The following is a 20,230-nucleotide window of genomic DNA, read 5'->3' as shown; positions in this document are numbered from 1 at the left end:
CGGCCGCCCGGCCGAATAAGACTGCTGAAACCGGTTGCAAGGCTGACGTACGCTACTCCTCTGCCAGCCCGCCAAAGACGCTGGCAGCGTCTGCAGGCACATCGAAATCGTGGAAGTGCTCACCTTTCTCCTTCGAGAGGATGTTCAGTGCAGCTGCTGTGCCGTCACCGGCGGAAATGACGGCCTGCCACTCTTGGTCGCGAACCATCGCGCCTGTCGCGTAGGCATCGGTAACGCTTGTCTCCATTGTCACGTCCACGTCAACCACGTCGCCGTCGAACGCACAGTCTAACTCCTTTGCGAGGTCTCGATTCGCTCCCGTCGCTAACACGAGATACGCTGTGTCGTGGCTGTCGTTTTCAGTCGAGACGGTAAACCTGTCACCGTTGGCAGTGACTCCCGTAACCTCGGTCTCTTGGTGTCGGTCGACACCAAAACTGTCGGCCTGTGACCGGAGAACCTCCAAGTATGACGAGCCATCAATCGAGCCGATACCAGGATAGTTGAACAGGTGGGCTTTGTGCATCCATGTCTCGTCCATGTCGAATACTGTCGCGTCAAGCCCGTTTTTTTCGACGAACAGTGCCGCGCTCAGACCGGCGGGACCACCGCCAACAATTGTTACGTGTGTCATATGGTTACATATATCGCGTTTGGGTCCCGGATGCAAGAAAGTTACCGCATCATCCGACTGCGAGGAACGTGTTGATGAGCCACCGAGTAAATGTGGCGACGAGGGCCGAAATCCACGCCAGTAACACGAAATGCAGGTACGTGTTAATTTTGTGGCCACCGTCGACCGTTCGGACCATCAGCGATGAGAGCATCGCCGAGAACATGATGACGACGATGAGTAAGAACTCGATAAGAGGGATATTGTACACATCCGGCTGAATAATCTGCCCGACATCGATGCCTGCACCAGTATCTAGGTCGAGGCCCAATTCGGAGATGACATTGACAACTTCCAGCCCAATAAAGAAGGCAAAGGTTGATGCGGCAGTGATACCGTAAAGCAGGCCGATGAGCGTTGTCGACGCCTGGTTGCGCTGCTCGCGGAGTTGGAGCGACCGGTTCATATTCTCTGAGATAAGCTCGCCAAGTAGCTGTGGGTCACCTCCCATTTCTCGGCCCATAAGATACATCTCACTGAACGTCTGAATCAGATACGAGCGACAGTCCGCGGTGAAATATCGCCACGCCTCAGTCGGTTCGATGCGCATATTGAGACGCTTGTAGAGGTCGTCAACGTTGTTCGTGAGCGGACCAAAGTCTTTGTTCCGAAGCGTGCTGAGCACGTCCGAACTTGTAGACTGTTTGACTGCCTCGGTGGTTCCCAGTGCCCGGATGAAGCTGGGATACTCTTGATCGCGGGCTTTGACCCGCTTTTCGGCCCGGTTGAGAACAAATCCCGGAACGATAAGCGGCGTTACCGGGATAACAGCGTAAAACGGGAGCGGGAGTGGGTCACTAATACCTGGAATGAACGTGGCCAGCCCGATGGGACTGAGGCCGATGATGCCGGTAACCGAGATGACCATCAACACTGCTGTGAGCCCAACTCCAAAATAGAAGCTCCGGGTAATCTTTGACTCGACGGCTGACGGTTTCGATTCGGGGTGGTACCACACAGGGTCGTATGGTGACAACGACCGCATTGCGAGGAAGAAGGCTGTCTGGATAAAGATGTAAAGCAGGATGACGGCACTCACAGTCATCGTTGGCTCTGTCCCGGTCAGCACCGGTAGGACGACCGCGAACACCAGCGCGAACGTCATCGACAGGACCATCGACAGGTAGAGGTCTTTCATCACTTCGAGATTATCGAGTGACGATTCATACACTGTCGCGTAGTTTTCTAGAATCTGCTCTTGCTCGGTCAGCAGGTACTTCCGGAGTGACTGTCCGGCTCCCATTGTGTAGGCAAGACGTTCAAAAAAGTCTGAAAGCGTATCGCTTGGTACCTCATTTGACCGTCGCCGGAGAGCGTCGTCGAGGCTCTGGTTCCAGGTATCGACGAGTTCGACAACACGGCGCAACTCGTTTGCGAGTTCACCATACTCGTCTTCTTCGGCCAGCGTCCGAAACACCTCCATCCGGTCGATTTTTGTCGTCGCCAGAATCGTCATATGTGTGACCATCAGATGAAAGCGGTTGTTGAGCTGACGCTTGCGCTGGCTCAACAGTATCTTCGGGTAAAAGACCGCCGACAAAAATGCTAGCATCCCTAGCAACGGAATGGGCAACCGGATACTCATTGGCAACGGCAGGACGAACGCGAGAATACCCGTCACAATCAAAAATCCCACTGATGGGACCATAATAAAGGAGACGTACTGCCCCATCGGCATCTGCATCTTCCGGTAGGACTTTAGCAGCGACTGGATGTTCTCGGAGATTGTTAGGTCGAGCGTTGCGTCTGAGCTGTCAGTAGACATTAGTCCTGGCGCACAATGTCGAAGGGAAGCCCCTCGATGCCATCCCGTTGGAAGTCAGTGATGAGTTCGTTGACTTCGTGATACCCGGTAATTCCTTCCTGAATAGCGCGCTCGATAAGCCGCGCCCGGAAGTCAAGGTCGTTGTAGATATCACGCGTTTCCTCATACCCCAGCAGCGTCGCAATCTGCTCTTCGAGGACATAAGAGTTGTTCCGGCCCTGGAAATTAATCTCGTCTTCGACGGGGTCCCAAAAGAAGCTCTGACGAGTGACGACACCATCCATCTCCTTGGAGTAACCCTCGATTTCCTGAACAGATGTGACACGACGGAGCACATCGTCGCCTTGTTTGACACGGTTCTGGAACAGTGCAACGTCAGCAACGTCCATGAACGTCTCCGGGACATTAATTGGCTCACCGGTAAAGCGCTGAATCATCGAAACGATATCGCTGGCGTGGAACGTAAGCATCACCGGGTGACCGGTCTGTGCAGCCTGGAAGGCCATCCGACCCTCCTCGCCACGAACCTCACCCACAATAATGTAGTCTGGACGGGACCGCAGTGCTGCTGCAACCAAATCGAACATGTCGATTGACGTGTCTTCGTCGTCTCCCTCTCGTGTCAACAGCTGTTGCCATGTGTTGTGTGGCGGGAGCACCTCTGCGGTGTCCTCTGCGGTGTAAATTTTGGAATCTCGCGGGATGAACGACATGATGGAATTCAACGTTGTTGTCTTCCCTGATGCGGTCTCCCCGACGACGAACACCGTCTGCTCGTTTTCAAGACAGAGCCAGAGGTATGCCGACAGCTCTGGACTGAGCGTGTTCCAAGCGGTAATCTGGAAGATAGATAGTGGCACATCGTCACCCTGACGAATGGTGAGTGAGGGACCTTTCAGACTCACGTCGTCTGAGTAAATAAGATTGAGGCGTGAGCCGTCGGGGAGCGTTGAGTCGACAACTGGGTCCGAGTCACTCACAGGGTCGCCCATCCGCTCGCCCATGTTCTTGAGCCATTGGTCGAAGTGTTCGGGGTCATCCCACTCGACGGTTGTCTCAAGCATGCTGTAGACGCCGTGGTCAACGTGGCACTCGGTATGACCGATAACGTGAATATCCTCATTTGCCGGGTCACGCATCACTGGCTCTAGCGGACCGAGACCCACGATATCGCGGTTGAGTCGGTATCGGATGTTCTCGTATGTCTGTTCAGTCACTTCGACTTTCCCGACTTCCGTAATATTTGATAGCCGTGTAAGCACGCCGCCGCGTTCTTCTTCGGCACTCTTGACTTTCGTCGTCTCCTGAAGTAACTCCTCGATACGGTCGTCGTACTCGGCCTCGTCCTGTGGTGCGGGCTTTGTCACGCTCAATTCAAGCAAGCGGTCCCGAACCGTATTGAACAGCCCACTTTCGTCTTCAGAGAGGTCTGGCTCAATTGCGTAGTACTTCGTGTCTTGCCCGACATCGCCGTAGACGTGGGCATAAATTGGACCACCGACAGGGTAGATGACGTTTGGTCTGTTGCTCTCGTAGTCGTCGTCAGCCTCATCGATGAACAGTGGGAACTCTCCAGTTATCTGCTTGAATTTTTGGAGATGCTCACGCAGATGTGGCCTCCGGGCTGCGTGTTGTCTGAGTTCGTCTGAGGGGTTGGGTCTTCCGTGGTCTGTCATGGATTGTTATGCAACGCTGCGGCTTTCGATCACGATTCCTGTTCCTGAGCGCACCGAGTATCCAATTGTATCCCCGACCTGTTCGCCCATTCCGGCAAATCGCAACACGCTGATCTGCCGACGGACATCGTTACCAACTTCGACCATCTCTAGTTCGAGGAACACATCGGCGATAGAACGGAACGGTCCCAAAGCTTCCTCATCCAAGGTCGTCGGGTCAACGGTCAGCATGATGACTTTCCCGTCGGAGATAACATCCCTGAAAAAGGAGATGATCTCTAGTGCGGCTTGGCGCTCTTCGTTTTGCCGAACCAGGGCCTCGAACGTGGGGTCGTTTCTGAGGATGGCGTCGAACGTATCGATGATGACAACGTCCGAGTCCCACATGACTTTGGCCTCCATTAGTCGTTTGAGGAGGTCCATCCGTTCCTCTTCGTCGTCGCCGTTGTCAGTGAACGAGCTCTTCGACTCGCCGATATCTGCGTGGAGGAACAAAATATCCTCCTCCAGTAGATGATTCACCATTCCGTAATTTAGCGAATTCATCTGTTCGAGATAACTACCGACCGTTAGCTCCGTCGATAGTAGCGTCACAGAGTGGTCCTCTTCACAGAGACCATACGAAAACCGCTGGCTCATCGCGGACTTTCCGGACCCGTAATCGCCCTCAATGAGGACGATACTACCGGGTGGAAAGCCGCCGCCGAGTTCTTTATCCAAGCGATCTCGTTCGTCTAGGCCGATTGAATACAGTTCGTTACGTGAGATACTCATGTGTTGTCCTCCACTCTGAATTTGAACGTTTCTTCGTCACCATTGACGATAACCAGTATTCGGTGATCGCCAGTGCTGAGATGGTCGTTTATCTGCAACTCGATAACCTCGTTTGTGTCCCAGGTGTCTGGGTTCCCCTCACTGAGCACAGTGGCAGATACGTCATCGCTCGTTTTGAAGCTGCCATTGACCAGAATGTCAATCTGGCGCACCACTGGGTTCAAGCTCTGTGACCCCGTATTCTTGACGTAGATTGTCGTCGTGTTGCTTGTGCCGTCATAGATATTGCTGCTTCCGCTGTCGCTGATGATATCGACACTCGTTCGGACGTTATCACTTATCTGAACGCCTCGTTCGTCGATCGCATTCGACAGGTCCTCGACGCTGGTCGTGAACACACCAGCGACCCCAGCTGCGATGATCATGCTGGCGATGAACAAGATGAGATGAGAGACAGAAACACTCGCCATTAGTTGTTCACCTCTAGTAGCAGGCTAGCGCTTGTATGGTTGTCGCCGAGGCTATCATTCATTAAAATCCCGCCTCCGTGAAGCTAAAGGTCCGTTCGACGCCGTAGGGGTCCTCGAAGGTAATCGTCACTGACACCGTTGTTGAAGGCATCGCCACAGGGCTACCGCTTGCATCCCGAAACTCACCGAGGCGATACCGTGCCGTCTCTTCGGGCCCCAAGCTGATGGCATTGTGGCTAATCGTCTCCCCAATACTGAACTCTCCGTCAGCAGTTGCGTTTGCTGTGCCATGGTTGGGTCCGATTGTAATGTTTAACTCCGAGAGTGACCCATTCTTCGCGTAGTTGAGCGTCGTCGGCCCCGCACCCGCAACCGTGTCAACGCTGACGCTCTGTAGTGTCACATTTTCGGCGTAGCTCGTCTCGATATCGAACGAAATTGTCGAGTCCGTTCCGTTTCCGGTTCGGTCGAGAGTTCGTGCAGAGTCGTTCGTAAAGCCAACCACAGTGACCGGCGCAGTCGCGGCGACGCCTGTATCTGTTATCACTTTGACTCGCGTGGCACTCGCGGACGTGTTTTCGATACGGAGCTGTTCGCCCGTTTTCCAGAGGTCGGTCCCACGGTCGTCAACAGCCACAATATCAAATGACGACAGTGGACGGAAGACGCCGTCAACCAGCACATCCATCTCCGAGACGATGAGGTCTGTGGCCCCGTCATTATCGGCTCGGAGTGTGAGATTTCCATCAGTCTCGTGGTAGGTTGCTTCAACAGACAGTCCAGTCTCGACGATGGCTGACTCTGCGGAAAAATCGTCACTGTAGGCGGTTGAGACATCCTCGGTCGTATTCGACGCCACCGTGTACACTGTCCCGAGTGCGATAAATGCACCAAAAAAGATGATCAGGAGGCTGGCGCTTGTGCTAAATCCCATTGCAGACACCTCCGTTCATGTTGCCACCTCAGCTGTTGCCGAGACACCTGAGGCCGTTGTCAGTGAGACTCGCGCCGGTTGGCTCGTCTTCGATACAGTAATTGTCACCGTTTCCCCGGGTAACCAGAGATCAGTTTTCTCGTTGCTGTCGACGCTTGCATTGGCTTCCCAACCCTGTGCAAGGCTGTTGTCAACCAGTAGGCTGGTGGCGTTCAGTGAGAGTGCCGTTGCACCTGTGTTGTTCGCTGTAATCGTCAGCTCATCACTGGGGTCACTGTAGTCTGTCGAACCCACGGTAATATTCGTATTCTTCATCTCCAGTGCTCCGTCTGTCTGGTCGTCTTGGGCGTCGAATACGCTGTTGAACGAATTATCGGCGGTCGTATACAACATCCCGAAGGCGATGAATAGGCTGAGGAAAATAATCGCCGCCGAGCCGCTAACGCTGAAGCCCATTGCTTCCACCCCCGTGCCCGAGTCCGTATGTAGCGGCCACGCCGTCGCCGTTTAGCTGGCCGATGTATTCCAGACTCTGCGTGTGGTGGTCAATTGTTAGCGAACCGGAACCCGTGCTGTCAAACCCTCTGAGATAAGACTGCAGGTCTTCGGCGACTTGCTCATCTACCCAGTCGATACTCTCGTAGTAATCGATTGCTTTTGCGGTGCCACGAACACCCGCCTCGTCGACGAGAAATTCGAGCCACTCCACAACGATAAGTTCAGAAGCGAAACCATCAGGAACCGTCGATAGGTACGGTTTTCCATCGTCTGAACTGCTCGTCTCTGTTCCGGTATTGTCAGTCACTGGCTCCTCGACAGCCTGCTCGGTTGTCTCTGACGCCGTCTGTTTGGTCGTCGTGGAATCTGTCTCCTCGGTCGTTGTCGGCTCTGTCTCTCCGGTCGTCGTTGGCTCTTGAGCCGATTCTGGCGCAGACTCTGGCTCTTCGACAGGCTGTTCGGTCGTCGGCTCGGTTGTTGACTCGACTTCAGTCGTCACCTCCGCTTCGCTGTCTTTTGTGGTCTCGGGTTCCTCTTCGGTGTCGGATTTGTCCTCTTCGATGACATCGTCGAACAGTTCATCGTCACCGAACTCGTCGTCACCTCCGCTCTCGTCTTCGAACGACTCGTCCATCTCTACACTCTCATCGAGGGAATCATCCACGCCCTCACTCTCGCCGAAGGCGTCGTCCATGGCGTCGCCTTCTTCCTCTTCGGCCCACTCGGCATCGCCCGAGTCGTATTCCTCCTTTAGGTCCTCGAACGAGGAGCCGCCCCCACCGTCGCCGCCGTCATCCGACTCTTGGGCTGACTCATCGCCAAAGTCAGCATCAGCTGCCGAATCGCTCATGTCGAAATCTTCCTCATCGAAGTCGTCCTCGAAACTTTCCTGAAACGCGTCGGCACTCTCGTCGGCGCTGGTACTGTCACTCTCGCCGAGCATGTCACCGCCTCCGGTGTCCATCTCCATCCCGTCATCTTCTTCGATGAGGTCATCATCGAAAAAGCCCTCTGCCTCGGCTTCCGCGATATCATCGTCAACATCACTTCCCTCTTCTTCTTCTCCGTCGTCGAACAGACCGAACGAACCATCACCCATGCCACCACCGCCACCACCCATTCCCGCGTCGATATCGTCGGCAAACGGGTTGACACCACGAGTCACCATCTCGTAAATATCAAGCAGTTTTCGGACGTTTTCTTCGACCTCCCCGACAGTTTCCGAGATTTGCTCGTTCTCGTTTCGGACAGTGTTGACTGTTGATGAGAGGCTGCCAACTTCGTTTTCGAGCTCGTCGAGGCGATGCTCAAGCTCGTCAACATTTCCGCCACCACCGCCGCCGCTACCACCACCCATATCGTCGAATCCGTCATCGTCAAGCCCGCCGAGGTCGTCGTCTTCGAGCCCACCAAGGCCATCGAGGTTTTCGTCATCGTCACCCCCTTCGTCGTCCATCAGACCGCCACCGAGGTCGTCACCACCATCCAGTCCACCGCCACCCCCAAGCCCGTCGCCACCGTCGTCTCCCTGTGATAAGTCACCGGCATCCCCTTCCTCCTCTTCAGACATGATCGACTCGAACATGTTACGGATACTCATCCCAGCAAGCCCACCAGAAAGAAGCACAAACACTACGGTCATTGTTGCAGCATCGGGCACAGCAGCCTGTAGCAACAACGCAGACACGAAGCTACTCATTACATATAAGATCCGCTCTCATGCCCTTGAATGTATTGTTTCACATATCATAACTGATAATAAATACATTTTTTCTATATTTATATGTAAATTCAACCTATATTCTCTGGAAAATGCGTCTGACGTTAGTTTCTCTGCCAGTCTGTCGAGAGAAGGTAACTATCTATCAATTACTGAAATTGAGTCTGCCGGCTGTCTGACGGGAGCGCACCAGCTCTTTTTGTCATTGGAGCGTTTCTCCGAAGAGATCCGTTATCACAGTGTCCTATCGTCTCGGTTTGCACTTTTGACGAGAAAATCCCCATCCACGGATTTGAGTTGGACTGAGCGTCCGTGGTCGCCGCCAACATCTTCGCCGACGAGCGAAATATTGTAGCCTTCGAGAGTTTCTTTTACTTTGTCGATATTCCGGTCGCCAATACCGGAGCCACCTTCAGAGAAGTCGAGCATATCGCTGCCGCCAGCGATTTTCGCCACAAGGTCTCGCCTGCGTGACCCAGTCGCTTCGAGTTCTTCTATCAGGAGCTCCGTTCCTGTATCTGCAAACTTCGCTGGCTTTCCGTCGTCCATCTCTTCGGCGACTGGGAGCATCACGTGAACGAGCCCGGCTGCTCCGGTTTTCGTATCGTAGAGGCCAACGCCGACACACGAGCCAAGCCCACTAGTGGTCAGCGTTGCACTGTCGGTTGTCACCTCGTACTCGGCGATACCGACCTTAACACGCTCTGGCTCTTCTTCCTGTGAGCTGTCTGTCTCACTCCCATCATAGACCTTCATGCTTAGAAGAGTTGGTCAACATTGGCCTCGGTCTGATCTGCCCTGTCAAGGTCAAGGTCATCCAGCGTCTCACGGAGTTCCTGCTCGTTCGGAAGTGCGTGAATCTTGCTTTCGAACTCTAGATCCTCGGTTTTCATCTTTGAATCGATCATAAACGCGTGACGCTGATGTTGCCCCAGTTGTGCTGCGAGTGGATCGAGGATTGCTTGCCCCATGTCATGGACTAACCGAGGCGGTGTGTGCTCAACCGACCGCTGTAGGACGTTGGCCCAGCCGTCGACGAACCCACTTGTCATGATGTTACCGAGTTCCTCGATTGCAGCTTTGTGCTTGTCTGTTAGCTCACTACTTTCCATCTCCATCGGCATCAGCCCCTCAGCAACGGTTATTGCTGACTGCTCGTCGAAGAGCACGAGTAAAAACCCACTTGGGATGCCGGTAAACTCTACTGCAGTCCCCACGTAAGTTTCCTCGCCGAACTGTTTTGGCACGTCCTCAATCGGTGCAAATGATATCTGTGAGACCTCTGCCTCCGTCTCGATGCCTGACATCATCTCGACGTTTTCGGCCGCACGCTGTGTCCCCTCGCGGGTCATCTGATTAAACGCAGCGAGTTTCTCAACAGGAATCGCATCGGCCTCTTCGTCCCGATGCTCGGACATCAGCTTCGTCAACGGCTCGTACTCCGGCACCATGTATATATAGAAGGAGACATTCTCTCCTTCCCACTGTATCTCACTGCTGAAGACGAACACCTGGTCGCGTTCGTTTGTGTCGGGACTTCCCGGCAGGATGTCTTTCCCTGTCCGTTCGATGTACGTTGGCGGCGAGTGGTCGATGGTGGTCCCCAGATACTCGGCCCAGCCGTCGATGAACCCACTCATCATGATATTGCCGATCTCCTCGACACTGCTTTGGGCCATCGATTCGTCTGCGTTCCCGCCCGGAACGAGCGCCTCGACGATTTCGGAACTCCGTTCTCGTTCGAAGATGAGCACTGTCTTGCCAGTAAGCGCACCTTCGAACCCGAACTGGACACCGACAAACTCGGTTTCTCTTCCAAACTCCTCTCCGAGGTCCTCTCTATCGACAAGTGAGATTTTCGTCACTTCGACTGTTGCTTCGATACCCGTCATCTGGGTCATCGAGCGTGTTGCTTCCTCCGCCCCCTCGTGTGCAAGTTTATTGAATGTGTCGAGCGATTGAACGTCGATCTTCATTGCTATGAGGGCACGACGTCTTTGATTGCCTCTATCACGCTCGGTTTCTGGAACGGTTTCGTGATATACCCGTCAGCCCCCGCTTTGACCGCCTCTTTCATTTTTTCTTCCTGACCAACGCTAGTACACATGATGACATTCGAGTTTGGGAACTCGTTTTTAATTTCGTCGGTTGCTTCGATGCCGTCCCGTATCGGCATCACAATATCCATCATAACTAGGTCAGGTTGCTGTTCTTTGAAGACCTCAACGGCCTCGACGCCGTTTTCAACCTCGTCGATGATATCATGGTCTTCCTCCAGAATCTCTCGAAGGAGGTTTCGCATGAATTCGGAGTCGTCGGCTATGAGCACTTCTGCCATGTCTCTCACCACATTGTACTGCGATGACGTAAATAAAACCTTCCCGGTAATTATCGGCGTTGATATCTCCCGTGTCTCGTTCTCAGAACTGAACACCGTCGTCAATCTCTTCGAGCAGGTCGCCAATGGAATCTTCAGGTGTCAGATTCGATGACTTGATAAGCTGATGGAGGCTTTCGGGCGGGTAGCGGACGGGAACGTTTGACTCCATTAGCAGGATGCCAAGAATCTCCTCGACAGGTGTATTGTTGTCGACCTGTTGGGCATACCAGAGCATAAGACTCTCAAAAATAGTCACGACATCGTTTGAGGCCATCCGGCGCTGGCTGGTCGACCCTTCGAAGGTGGCAGTTACGTCGAACCCGTACGTGGAATTACCGTTCTCAAAACTTGCCTGCAGCCACTGGTGAACCTGTTCCTGTGTCAGCTCAGTGTTTTGTTGTGGCTCGGATTGTTGTCGCTGTGACGGCGCTGAGCGTGGCTCTTGTTGGGGCTGTTCGTTCCGTGGTTGTCGCCGTGATTGACCACCGCCCTGTGGCTGTGTCTCACTGTGGCCTCGCTGTGTCTCTGACTGCTGTGTAAAATCTGACGGGTCATCGTCTTGCCGTGGTGACTCTGACTGTCTGTTACGCGAGTCCGATGATGATGTCTCCTCGCGCTTTGCCGGTCCGGGATCCGGCGGACCGTCGGGTGAGACGACGAACCGCCCCTCTTCGAGCTCCTCGACGTGTTCGCTTTTGCTGATGTCGAGTTCCTCGGGCGAGAGGATACGTCCCTCGTTTGCGGGACCCTCATCGATGTCGTCGAGGTTCTCGACGTCGTCTCCCGACCGATCAGCCATGACATAGTGTTTATTTTGAACGGACAAAAACGTGTCTCCGTCACAGGTCACTCTGTGATATCTGTCCGTAGTACAACACTGTTAACAGAGCAGCGAACTGCCTTTCGTCGACCACGCAAGTAAGACATATCTACTCATGGGTTGATACCACAGCCAGAACCTCGTTACAGGATCGTCAAAATACTGTAACAGACCGCGTAGTGGCTGTTCAGACGCTAATTATATTTCCAGCATCCTCACCGGCCAGCGAGTCCGGAACTTGGATGAACGTCACGGCCTGTGCGCCAACTTCGGTGGTAATGGTAATCTCTGAACTCTCACCTTCGTCGAGGCCTGGTGGGAGTGCACCCTGTCCAGCGATATAGCTGTCACCCACTGAGCTTCCACTTTTATCGTACACCGGGTAGGTCGTGCTGTTCAACGTATCGTCGAGCGGGATGACAATCTCGTAGCGGTCGGAGCTGTCGGTCATGACGATATCATCCTCGTTTTCGGCCTTGATGACATCCACCAAGAACTCAGCTCTGTTCTCGACGTTCTGGCTGGTCAGACCGATACTGTCCGGGTTCGTGTCCCCTTCTGCCTGTTTAGTCGATTCGTTGCCGACGACGATATTGGCAAACTGCTCGTCGGCGACGTACTGCATGGTGAACTGAGCAAGGTTGATGTCACCCGCTCCAGCGGCTGGTTGCACCCCAATCCGAAGGGCGTTAATCGTGTCGTCTTCGCTGACGTTCCCTGCCGTCGTGATGACAGTAAGGCTGTCGGCGACCTGTGAGGTACTCTCGGTTCCCGTGTCTTCGGCTTGCGTTTGCAGGAAGCCAGCAGTGTTGATGAGCACACCGGCGGCGATTGCGGCAACAAGCACCATCGCAATGAACACAATAAGGGTACCAATACCCACTTGTGCACGTGTCTCAGCGCTGTCTTGCCTGTCCATACTTAGTGAATTCATACGGGTTCACCTCAGAGGTTGACGGTTGATCCTTCGGAGTCTCCAGAAAGCGAGTCAGGGACCTGGAGGAACGAGACGGTCTGTGCACCGACTTCGTTCGTGATGGTCACCTCAGCGCTCGTTCCCTCGTCAAGCGGAGCCAGTGACCCTTGATCGATGTCGCCAGTGGTACCGCCATCGATATCAGCGCTTTCAATCGCTGCTTGCTCTAACGGAATAACAAGCTCGTAACGGTCGGAGCTGTCGGTCATGACGATATCATCCTCGTTTTCGGCTTTGATGACATCGATAATGTACTGCTCCTGTGAACTGGCGTTCCCGAGGACAACGTTTGAGGGGGAAACATCGCCTGCTGCCAAGCCCGTTTCTCCACTCTCGTTGCCAACGATGATATTGGCGAACTCGTCATCGCTCACCCACTGCAAGGTGAGTTGAGCGAGGTTCACATCACCGGCACCGGCGGCAGGCTGGACGCCCAGCCGGACTGAATTGATTTGGTCGCTGCCACTCACGTTGCCAACCTCGGTGATGACTTTGAGGTTGTCGGCGACCTGTGAGGTACTCTCGGTTCCCGTGTCTTCGGCTTGTGTTTGCAGGAAACCGGCAGTGTTGATGAGCACACCGGCGGCGATTGCGGCGACCAGAACCATCGCGATGAACACGATGAGGGTGCCGATACCAACCTGTGCGCGTGAGCGGTCAGTCGATTCGTCCGTGTCGAAGAGTAGTTGTCTCATATGTGTTCACCTCAGAGGTTAACGTTTGAGTCCGCGGTGTCCCCAGAGAGTGAGTCGGGAACCTGCAGGAACGAGACAGTCTGTGCGCCGACCTCGTTCGTGATAGTCACTTCGACGCTCTCACCCTCATCCAGTGCCTCCAGCGAGCCCTGATTGAAGTCACTAGTAGCGTCTCGTTCTGCGTCGCCAGCTGCTGCTGGGGCTAACGGGATGACAAGCTCGTAGCGGTCGGAGCTGTCGGTCATGACGACATCGTCCTGGTTTTCGGCTTTGATGACGTCGATGAGGTACTGTTCACCGTTACTATTCACGGTGCCATCAGTGTCTTCTAGGACAATGTCACCGGGTGCGACGTCGCCAGCTGCAAGCTTGTTTTGTGAACTTTCGTTACCAACGATAATATTGGCAAACTCGTTGTCACTCACCCACTGCAAGGTGAGCTGGGCGAGATTCACATCTCCAGCACCGGCGGCGGGCTGGACGCCCAGCCGGACTGAATTGATTTTGTCACCCTCGCTCACGTTGCCAACCTCGGTGATGACTTTGAGGTTGTCAGCGACCTGTGAGGTACTCTCAGTCCCAGTATCCTCGGCCTGTGTTTGCAGGAATCCGGCAGTGTTGATGAGCACACCGGCGGCGATTGCGGCAACAAGCACCATCGCGATGAACACGATGAGGGTGCCGATACCAACCTGTGCGCGTGAGCGGTCAGTCGATTCGTCCGTGTCGAAGAGTAGTTGTTTCATATGTGTTCACCTCAGAGGTTAACGTTTGAGTCCTCGGAGTCTCCCGAGAGTGAGTCGGGGACCTGCAGGAACGAGACGGTCTGTGCACCGACTTCGTTCGTGATGGTCACTTCGACGCTCTCACCTTCTTCGAGCGGGTTGAGTTCACCGAGGAAGGAATCACTCCCATCTAGCTCATCACCACTAACTGTCTCATTGGCCAGCGGGACGATAATCTCGTAGCGGTCGGAGCTATCAGTCATCACGATATCGTCCTCGTTTTCGGCCTTGACAACATCGACGAGGTACTGCTCACCGAAGTCTCCATTAGTATCTTCGAGGACCACATTTCCTGGCCTGACGTCACCAGTTGCAAGATTGTTTTGCCCACTCTCGTTGCCAACGATGATGTTGGCGAAATCATCATCGCTCACCCACTGCAAGGTGAGTTGAGCGAGGTTCACATCACCGGCACCGGCGGCGGGCTGGACACCCAGCCGGACCTGGTTAATCTGGTCTCCACTACTCACGTTGCCAATCTCGGTGATGACTTTGAGATTATCGGCAACTTGTGAGGTACTCTCGGTTCCCGTGTCCTCGGCTTGTGTTTGCAGGAAGCCAGCAGTGTTGATGAGGACACCGGCGGCGATTGCGGCAACAAGCACCATCGCGATGAACACGATGAGGGTGCCGATACCAACCTGTGCGCGTGAGCGGTCAGTCGATTCGTCCGTGTCGAAGAGTAGTTGTTTCATGTGTGTTCACCTCAGAGGTTAACGTTTGAGTCCGCAGAGTCTCCAGAGAGTGAGTCAGGGACCTGCAGGAACGAGACGGTCTGTGCACCAACTTCGTTCGTGATAGTCACTTCAATTGTCTCCCCCTCGTCTAACTCTTTGAGCGTTCCCTGGTCGAAAGGACTAGTTGTGCTCGATTGGTCTATATCACTGGCATCAACTGCGGCCGCGGCGAGTGGAACAACAATCTCATAGCGGTCGGAGCTGTCGGTCATGACGATATCATCCTCGTTTTCGGCCTTGATGACATCGACGAGGTACTGCTCGCCGTTGTTGTATGTACCATTGTCGTTCTCCAGAACAACGTTGCCGGGTGCAACGTCACCTGTCGCAAGCTCGTCGGCCCCGCCACTCTCGTTGCCAATGATGATATTAGCGAACTCGTCTTGACTCACCCACTGCAAGGTGAGTTGAGCGAGATTCACATCTCCAGCACCGGCAGCGGGCTGGACACCCAGCCGGACTGAATTGATTTTGTCACCTTCGCTCACGTTGCCAACCTCGGTGATAACTTTGAGGTTGTCGGCGACCTGTGAGGTACTCTCGGTTCCCGTGTCTTCGGCTTGCGTTTGCAGGAAGCCGGCAGTGTTGATGAGCACACCAGCGGCGATTGCGGCAACAAGCACCATCGCGATGAACACGATGAGGGTGCCGATACCAACCTGTGCGCGTGAGCGGTCAGTCGATTCGTCCGTGTCGAAGAGTAGTTGTTTCATGCCTGTTCACCTCAGAGGTTAACGTTTGAGCCCTCGGAGTCTCCCGAGAGTGAGTCGGGGACCTGCAGGAACGAGACGGTCTGTGCACCGACTTCGTTCGTGATAGTCACTTCGACGCTCTCACCCTCATCGAGTGCCCGCAACTTCCCGTTGAAATCACCGCTATTGAAGTTGCTGTCAGCTGTGTGATTGAGTGGGACAATAATCTCATAGCGGTCGGAGCTATCAGTCATCACGACATCGTCTTCATTTTCTGCCTTGATAACCTGAATTCCGTACCGCTCTTGCCCGTTCTCTGGGACTCCTCCAGTTCCGTTCAGAACCGCAATGTCCGTTGGGTCTGTATCACCGGAAGCGGTGCCACCTGCATCGCTGCCGTCGCTGGTATCATTACCAACAATAATGTTCGCAAACTCATCGTCGCTCACCCACTGCAAGGTGAGTTGAGCGAGATTGACATCTCCAGCACCGGCAGCGGGCTGGACACCCAGCCGGACTTGATCTATCTTGTCATCCGCACTCACGTTACCGACTTCCGTAATAACTTTGAGATTGTCGGCGACTTGTGATGTACTCTCTGTCCCAGTATCCTCGGCTTGAGTCTGCAGGAAGCCGGCAGTGTTGATGAGTACACCGGCGGCAATTGCAGCAACAAGCACCATCGCAATGAACACAATAAGCGTGCCAATTCCAACTTGGGCACGATTGGGTTCCGTTTCTTTGTCGTTTCCTAACATGGTTTATCTGTCTGGGCTCTACCAGACTTATCTCATCATCTCCTAGCCACCCTAATAAGGGTGTGCTCCAAATTATCGGTATTGAAAATAGATATTGGGGGTAAAATACGATACTTCAATGACTGATAATCTTCTCCGAGATGGTAAAAAACTGGTCCTTAGGGCCTGAAACTCTAGATACTGGTAAATATTTATTGCAGTAATTCTGACCTCCTTCTAAAAACAGAATTTTGATATTGATAACTTAACTCTGGGGTCCGATTATGAAAGTGTCTAGTTCAGCCCTGTGGGTGGTGGTCGGACTAACAATAAAAAATCAGCTTGCGTGTGGGCGCGCTGGAGAACAATCCTCGCTACTCGTAGACGAGTAGGCTATAAATAACGAACAGAAAGCCGATGGTAAAGAAAGAACTCTTGACGAGCAGCAACATCTGTGCGTTCTCAAACCCACTATAAAAGGCACTGATGAGTGTCGCCGCGGCACCGGCGACAGCCAGCGAGAATCCGACGGCGAGGTGAAGCATTGCTGTCCGTGCTGTCTGAACATATGCACGCACCGCCATTCCAACCATTGTCAGGCTCGCAATGATAAATACGAGCGTCACCACAGCATACAGGAGCTCAATTATTGACGCCACTGGTACTGTATACTGTCCCACTCGTCTTAAATCCACTTACGTGAATATTTTCGTTGATAATCTGCTATAATTCTCTCGCATATCAAACTCATTGGCATTGCAAAAACACAGTACAGTATTAGAGCCAGAGTGGGACAGCTAGCCCTCTGAAAGAGTCTTCCACGCCTCGTCGAGGGTATTTGTCACCTCAGAGCGTTCCTCAATATCGACAAACAACTCATTCTCCTCAAATTCGACACGGACTGCCTCGACGTTTCGGCGATACACCTTGATTCGCCGTCTGTCATCCGAGAGAATATTATCGTGAAGCTCGAGCAAGTTGTGTTCGGTGAGTTCGTCGATTCGCCGATAACACGTAGCGATAGGAATATCAAGCTCATCGCTCAACTCTTGGGCCGAACGCGGTTCGTCTGTTGCATCAAGTATCTCCGCGCTGTATTTGTTCCCAAGGGTCTGTAACAGATCCACTGATGACATTTATTATCAAATTATAAATTACGAGAACCATAAATCTATCGGCAGCCGTATTGGTATATTGAATCACCCGACGAAGCCTCAAATCTGGCGATATATTCGATATTAGGCCGTAAAACTATCGTTTTTGTACGCAATAACGAAAACCAAACATCGATTTCACCACGTTACAGCGGTGAGTCGTTGTCGTTCATCATAGAGAACGCGCTGGCATTCTCGTGAACTGTGATACCGTTTCCTTCCAGTATCTCCATCGGGAAAATATCTGTGTCAATATTTTTCTTCCGCATTTTTGCAACCCACGCGTATCGGTTGACGCCGGAGTCGGTTGGTGTCTGGAGTAGGAAAATGTTCCCATCGGTCAGGAAGTTCTCCAGTCCGATGTCGGTCTCAGGGAAGACGGTGCCTTGCTCGTTGGTCATCAGCGTGGTAAGATTGTTCTCACTGAGAATATCTGTGAACTTCAGCAGATACGTCCGCTTCTCGCGTTCGCTGTCGAAAAATAGTTGGAACATTGTTAGTGAGTCCAACACGAGTCGTTCGTAATCGTCTCCGTCAAGTTCGCCAAGCAACAGTTCGAGCGAGGAATTGAAGTCATTTTCCCGCAACAACTCTTTTTTGTCGTAGATTTTGATGTTACCTTCTTCGACGTGATCTCCCCAATTTTCGAAGCCAATTGACTCTGCGGCCTCCCGCAGGTCTTGTTCATTTTCTTCAAACGAAAGGAACACGCCTTTCTCATCAAACTGTTCGACGCCGTTGTAGATGTACTGGAGACCAAGAATACTCTTGCCTGCTCCCGGATTCCCACTCACGAGCGTTGTCGAGTTCTTGACAATACCTCCGTTAAGAATTTCGTCGAGTCCATCAATGCCGGTTTTGGTTAGCTCCACCATAATCTAATAGTTGACTGTAGTGCCCGCGGGCGATAAAAAAGTCCCTGTTTGTTAAGCCCTGTGTACCGCTGCAGGGTCGACCCAGATAACGTACTTTTCTCCCTCGCTTTTGATGACACCGTAGATTGCTTCGTCATCTTCCGCAGGAGACTCGTCTACGTCGTCGTCATCAACCTGTACAACTTGATTGACCTCGTCGACGAGCCACCCTGCTGCAGCTTGGTCGTTGACAATCTCAGGGTCAAAGACAATGATGCGAGCTGGCTCTCGGTCCGAATCAATGTCGAACACTGCCTTGGGGTCCACAATGGAAGTCGTTCGCCCACGAAGGTCCATTACCCCTTGAATGTGTGGCGGTGAGTTCGGAACTGTGGTTAACTCACCAATATCCACAATCTCTGTCACATAGTCGATACTTACGCAGTACGTTTCCTCCTCGAGCTTGAATTCGAGAACCTGTCCGGTCGTTTTCATCGATTGTGCTCTCCTCTCTGTCGTATTGTCTGTCGAATCTTGTTCGCCTGTGCTGGTCCTGTCGACCGGTTCACGTAGGAAAAAAGTTGGTGCAGGGTAACTTAAATCTGCCCACCAGACTATCATGATTGATTACAGCGCCGGAGTCTTTATTTAGATACTTGCCGCAGTACTGAGTGTGAATGCAGCGAAGTGACCGTTGTCCGGGTGCTGTGTGCGCTTCGACCGGAAGCGAAGTGGGGAGACGAGTAAGAGAGGGAGTGTCACAACGGTATTCCAGCAGGTACCCATAGATGTCAGGAACACGCGCTGTGGTCTCAGACGACTCGCATTTCATGCGGAGTGTCATCACTGACATTCTTGAGGACGGTGGTGTCGAGGTTGTGGCACAGGCTCGTAACGGGGTAGAAGCCGTCGACGCCGTAACCGAGCACGAGCCAGATGTGGTCACCATGGACGTCGAGATGCCAGAGATGGATGGTATTGAGGCGGTCGAGCAAATCATGGAGACGCGACCAACACCAGTGTTGATGTTGTCAGCTCACACCGACGATGATGCCGACGTGACATTCCGTGCACTCGACAAGGGTGCAGTTGACTTCTTTACCAAACCCGGTGGAGAGGTCTCGATGGAGATGTCTCGGCTCGAAGATCAACTCGTCGAGATGGTCACGTCGGTTGCTAATGTGGACTTCTCAAAAGAGAACAAGACTAGCGCCGCTCCGACGCCCGACGAACCAACGTCCCAAGAGTTCGTCGACAATCCAACACTGCTTATTGGCTCGTCGACTGGCGGACCGAAAATGGTCGAACGCGTCCTCTCGACGCTACCGCCTGCGGCTGGCTTTCGTGTTCTTATTGTTCAACACATGCCAGACGGCTTCACCGAACGGTTTGCAAAGCGGATCGACTCCCGTAGTGAGTACGATGTCAGTGAGGCATCTGACGGGGACCGTATCGGCGATGGTGAGGCCCTCGTTGCTTCTGGTGGTAAACACATGGTCGTCTCGAACTACCGTAGCGGGCGGCTTCGAGTGAAACTGACAGAGGACCCACCAGTCAACAGTGTTCGGCCAGCTGTCGACATGACCATGTCGAGTGCCGCAGAGGTCATACGGGACCCTCTCATCGGGGTTATCCTCACCGGGATGGGAGAAGATGGGGCTGCAGGCATCAAATCCGTCAAAGCGGTCGACGGAATCACGATTGCACAGAACGAGGAGACTTCGGCTGTGTTCGGTATGCCAAAGCGCGCTATCGAGACAGGATACGTCGATGAGGTCCTCGCTATCGACGACATCGCGGACGGTATCATCCGTGCTGCACGGCCAGACGAGCATGGGACACAATCTGAACAGTAGCACCAGGGAACACTTATGAAACGACAACAAGAGG

Annotated in this window: 23 protein-coding genes; 1 reads left to right on the top strand and 22 read right to left on the bottom strand. The window is 53.4% G+C overall.

Translation table 11 applies throughout. The annotated features are described in order from the left end of the window. Positions 1-52: 52 nt before the first annotated feature. From N5098_RS11670 to N5098_RS11565, 22 genes are all read right to left on the bottom strand, one after another. Positions 53-634 (bottom strand): FAD-dependent oxidoreductase, encoded by a 582-nt coding sequence (locus tag N5098_RS11670; protein ID WP_267638045.1) that lies wholly within the window; start codon positions 632-634, stop codon positions 53-55. A 49-nt stretch (positions 635-683) separates the two neighbouring features. Further along, a complete protein-coding gene (gene arlJ / locus N5098_RS11665) occupies positions 684-2,438 on the bottom strand; it encodes an archaellar assembly protein ArlJ/FlaJ (RefSeq protein WP_267638044.1) in 1,755 nt (584 codons plus the stop codon). After that, positions 2,438-4,114: an archaellum flagellar ATPase motor FlaI gene (flaI, locus tag N5098_RS11660; RefSeq protein ID WP_267638043.1), complete on the bottom strand. Its 1,677-nt coding sequence runs from the start codon at positions 4,112-4,114 to the stop codon at positions 2,438-2,440. The genes arlJ and flaI overlap by 1 nt, the downstream gene beginning before the upstream one ends. Positions 4,115-4,120: 6 nt before the next feature. Then, positions 4,121-4,888, bottom strand: a complete 768-nt coding sequence (gene arlH, locus N5098_RS11655; protein WP_267638042.1) for an archaellum protein ArlH — start codon at positions 4,886-4,888, stop codon at positions 4,121-4,123. Continuing rightward, positions 4,885-5,358 (bottom strand): archaellum stator protein ArlG, encoded by a 474-nt coding sequence (gene arlG / locus N5098_RS11650; protein WP_267638041.1) that lies wholly within the window; start codon positions 5,356-5,358, stop codon positions 4,885-4,887. The genes arlH and arlG overlap by 4 nt, the downstream gene beginning before the upstream one ends. 61 nt (positions 5,359-5,419) lie before the next feature. Beyond that, positions 5,420-6,292, bottom strand: a complete 873-nt coding sequence (arlF, locus tag N5098_RS11645) for an archaellum stator protein ArlF (protein ID WP_267638040.1) — start codon at positions 6,290-6,292, stop codon at positions 5,420-5,422. Positions 6,293-6,307: 15 nt separating this feature from the next. Beyond that, positions 6,308-6,748, bottom strand: a complete 441-nt coding sequence (gene arlF, locus N5098_RS11640) for an archaellum stator protein ArlF (RefSeq protein WP_267638039.1) — start codon at positions 6,746-6,748, stop codon at positions 6,308-6,310. Then, positions 6,732-8,489, bottom strand: a complete 1,758-nt coding sequence (locus tag N5098_RS11635; RefSeq protein ID WP_267638038.1) for a FlaD/FlaE family flagellar protein — start codon at positions 8,487-8,489, stop codon at positions 6,732-6,734. Before N5098_RS11635 ends, arlF (N5098_RS11640) begins: the two co-directional genes overlap by 17 nt. Before the next feature lie 255 nt (positions 8,490-8,744). Beyond that, positions 8,745-9,266, bottom strand: coding sequence for a chemotaxis protein CheD (locus N5098_RS11630; protein ID WP_267638037.1), 522 nt, complete (start codon positions 9,264-9,266; stop codon positions 8,745-8,747). 2 nt (positions 9,267-9,268) lie between these two features. Beyond that, on the bottom strand, positions 9,269-10,486 hold the full coding sequence (locus tag N5098_RS11625) for a chemotaxis protein CheC (protein WP_267638036.1): 1,218 nt from the start codon (positions 10,484-10,486) through the stop codon (positions 9,269-9,271). A gap of 2 nt (positions 10,487-10,488) precedes the next feature. Beyond that, positions 10,489-10,848: a chemotaxis protein CheY gene (gene cheY / locus N5098_RS11620; protein WP_267638035.1), complete on the bottom strand. Its 360-nt coding sequence runs from the start codon at positions 10,846-10,848 to the stop codon at positions 10,489-10,491. An 82-nt stretch (positions 10,849-10,930) separates the two neighbouring features. Further along, a complete protein-coding gene (locus N5098_RS11615) occupies positions 10,931-11,689 on the bottom strand; it encodes a DUF7500 family protein (RefSeq protein WP_267638034.1) in 759 nt (252 codons plus the stop codon). A 208-nt stretch (positions 11,690-11,897) separates the two neighbouring features. Continuing rightward, complete coding sequence (locus tag N5098_RS11610) at positions 11,898-12,629, bottom strand: flagellin (RefSeq protein ID WP_267638136.1); 732 nt, start codon at positions 12,627-12,629, stop codon at positions 11,898-11,900. 26 nt (positions 12,630-12,655) lie between these two features. Further along, positions 12,656-13,381, bottom strand: coding sequence for a flagellin (locus N5098_RS11605; RefSeq protein WP_267638033.1), 726 nt, complete (start codon positions 13,379-13,381; stop codon positions 12,656-12,658). A gap of 11 nt (positions 13,382-13,392) precedes the next feature. Further along, positions 13,393-14,127 (bottom strand): flagellin, encoded by a 735-nt coding sequence (locus tag N5098_RS11600; protein WP_267638032.1) that lies wholly within the window; start codon positions 14,125-14,127, stop codon positions 13,393-13,395. Positions 14,128-14,138: 11 nt separating this feature from the next. Beyond that, complete coding sequence (locus N5098_RS11595) at positions 14,139-14,861, bottom strand: flagellin (protein WP_267638031.1); 723 nt, start codon at positions 14,859-14,861, stop codon at positions 14,139-14,141. A gap of 11 nt (positions 14,862-14,872) precedes the next feature. Further along, entirely contained in the window at positions 14,873-15,616 is a 744-nt protein-coding gene (locus N5098_RS11590; protein ID WP_267638030.1) for a flagellin, read from the bottom strand. Between the two features lie 11 nt (positions 15,617-15,627). Further along, entirely contained in the window at positions 15,628-16,353 is a 726-nt protein-coding gene (locus N5098_RS11585; protein ID WP_267638029.1) for a flagellin, read from the bottom strand. Between the two features lie 353 nt (positions 16,354-16,706). After that, the gene (locus tag N5098_RS11580) at positions 16,707-16,982 is read right to left on the bottom strand and encodes a DUF7521 family protein (protein ID WP_267638135.1); all 276 of its coding nucleotides are present in this window, start codon (positions 16,980-16,982) and stop codon (positions 16,707-16,709) included. 147 nt (positions 16,983-17,129) lie between these two features. Then, positions 17,130-17,468, bottom strand: a complete 339-nt coding sequence (locus N5098_RS11575) for a winged helix-turn-helix domain-containing protein (protein WP_267638028.1) — start codon at positions 17,466-17,468, stop codon at positions 17,130-17,132. 164 nt (positions 17,469-17,632) lie between these two features. After that, positions 17,633-18,361 (bottom strand): RAD55 family ATPase, encoded by a 729-nt coding sequence (locus N5098_RS11570; protein ID WP_267638027.1) that lies wholly within the window; start codon positions 18,359-18,361, stop codon positions 17,633-17,635. Positions 18,362-18,412: 51 nt separating this feature from the next. After that, positions 18,413-18,835 carry a chemotaxis protein CheW gene (locus tag N5098_RS11565; protein ID WP_267638026.1) on the bottom strand — a complete coding sequence of 141 codons (423 nt, stop codon included), beginning with the start codon at positions 18,833-18,835 and terminating at the stop codon, positions 18,413-18,415. Positions 18,836-19,128: 293 nt separating this feature from the next. Here N5098_RS11565 and N5098_RS11560 point away from each other — a divergent pair, with 293 nt between their 5' ends. Then, entirely contained in the window at positions 19,129-20,196 is a 1,068-nt protein-coding gene (locus N5098_RS11560; protein ID WP_267638025.1) for a protein-glutamate methylesterase/protein-glutamine glutaminase, read from the top strand. The last annotated feature ends 34 nt before the right edge of the window (positions 20,197-20,230 follow it).

This window comes from Halovenus rubra (assembly GCF_026586665.1).
GTDB classification, from domain to species: Archaea; Halobacteriota; Halobacteria; order Halobacteriales; family Haloarculaceae; genus Halovenus; species Halovenus rubra.
Note: the sequence above shows the minus strand (reverse complement) of the source record. Positions and strands in the feature narration are given on the sequence as shown.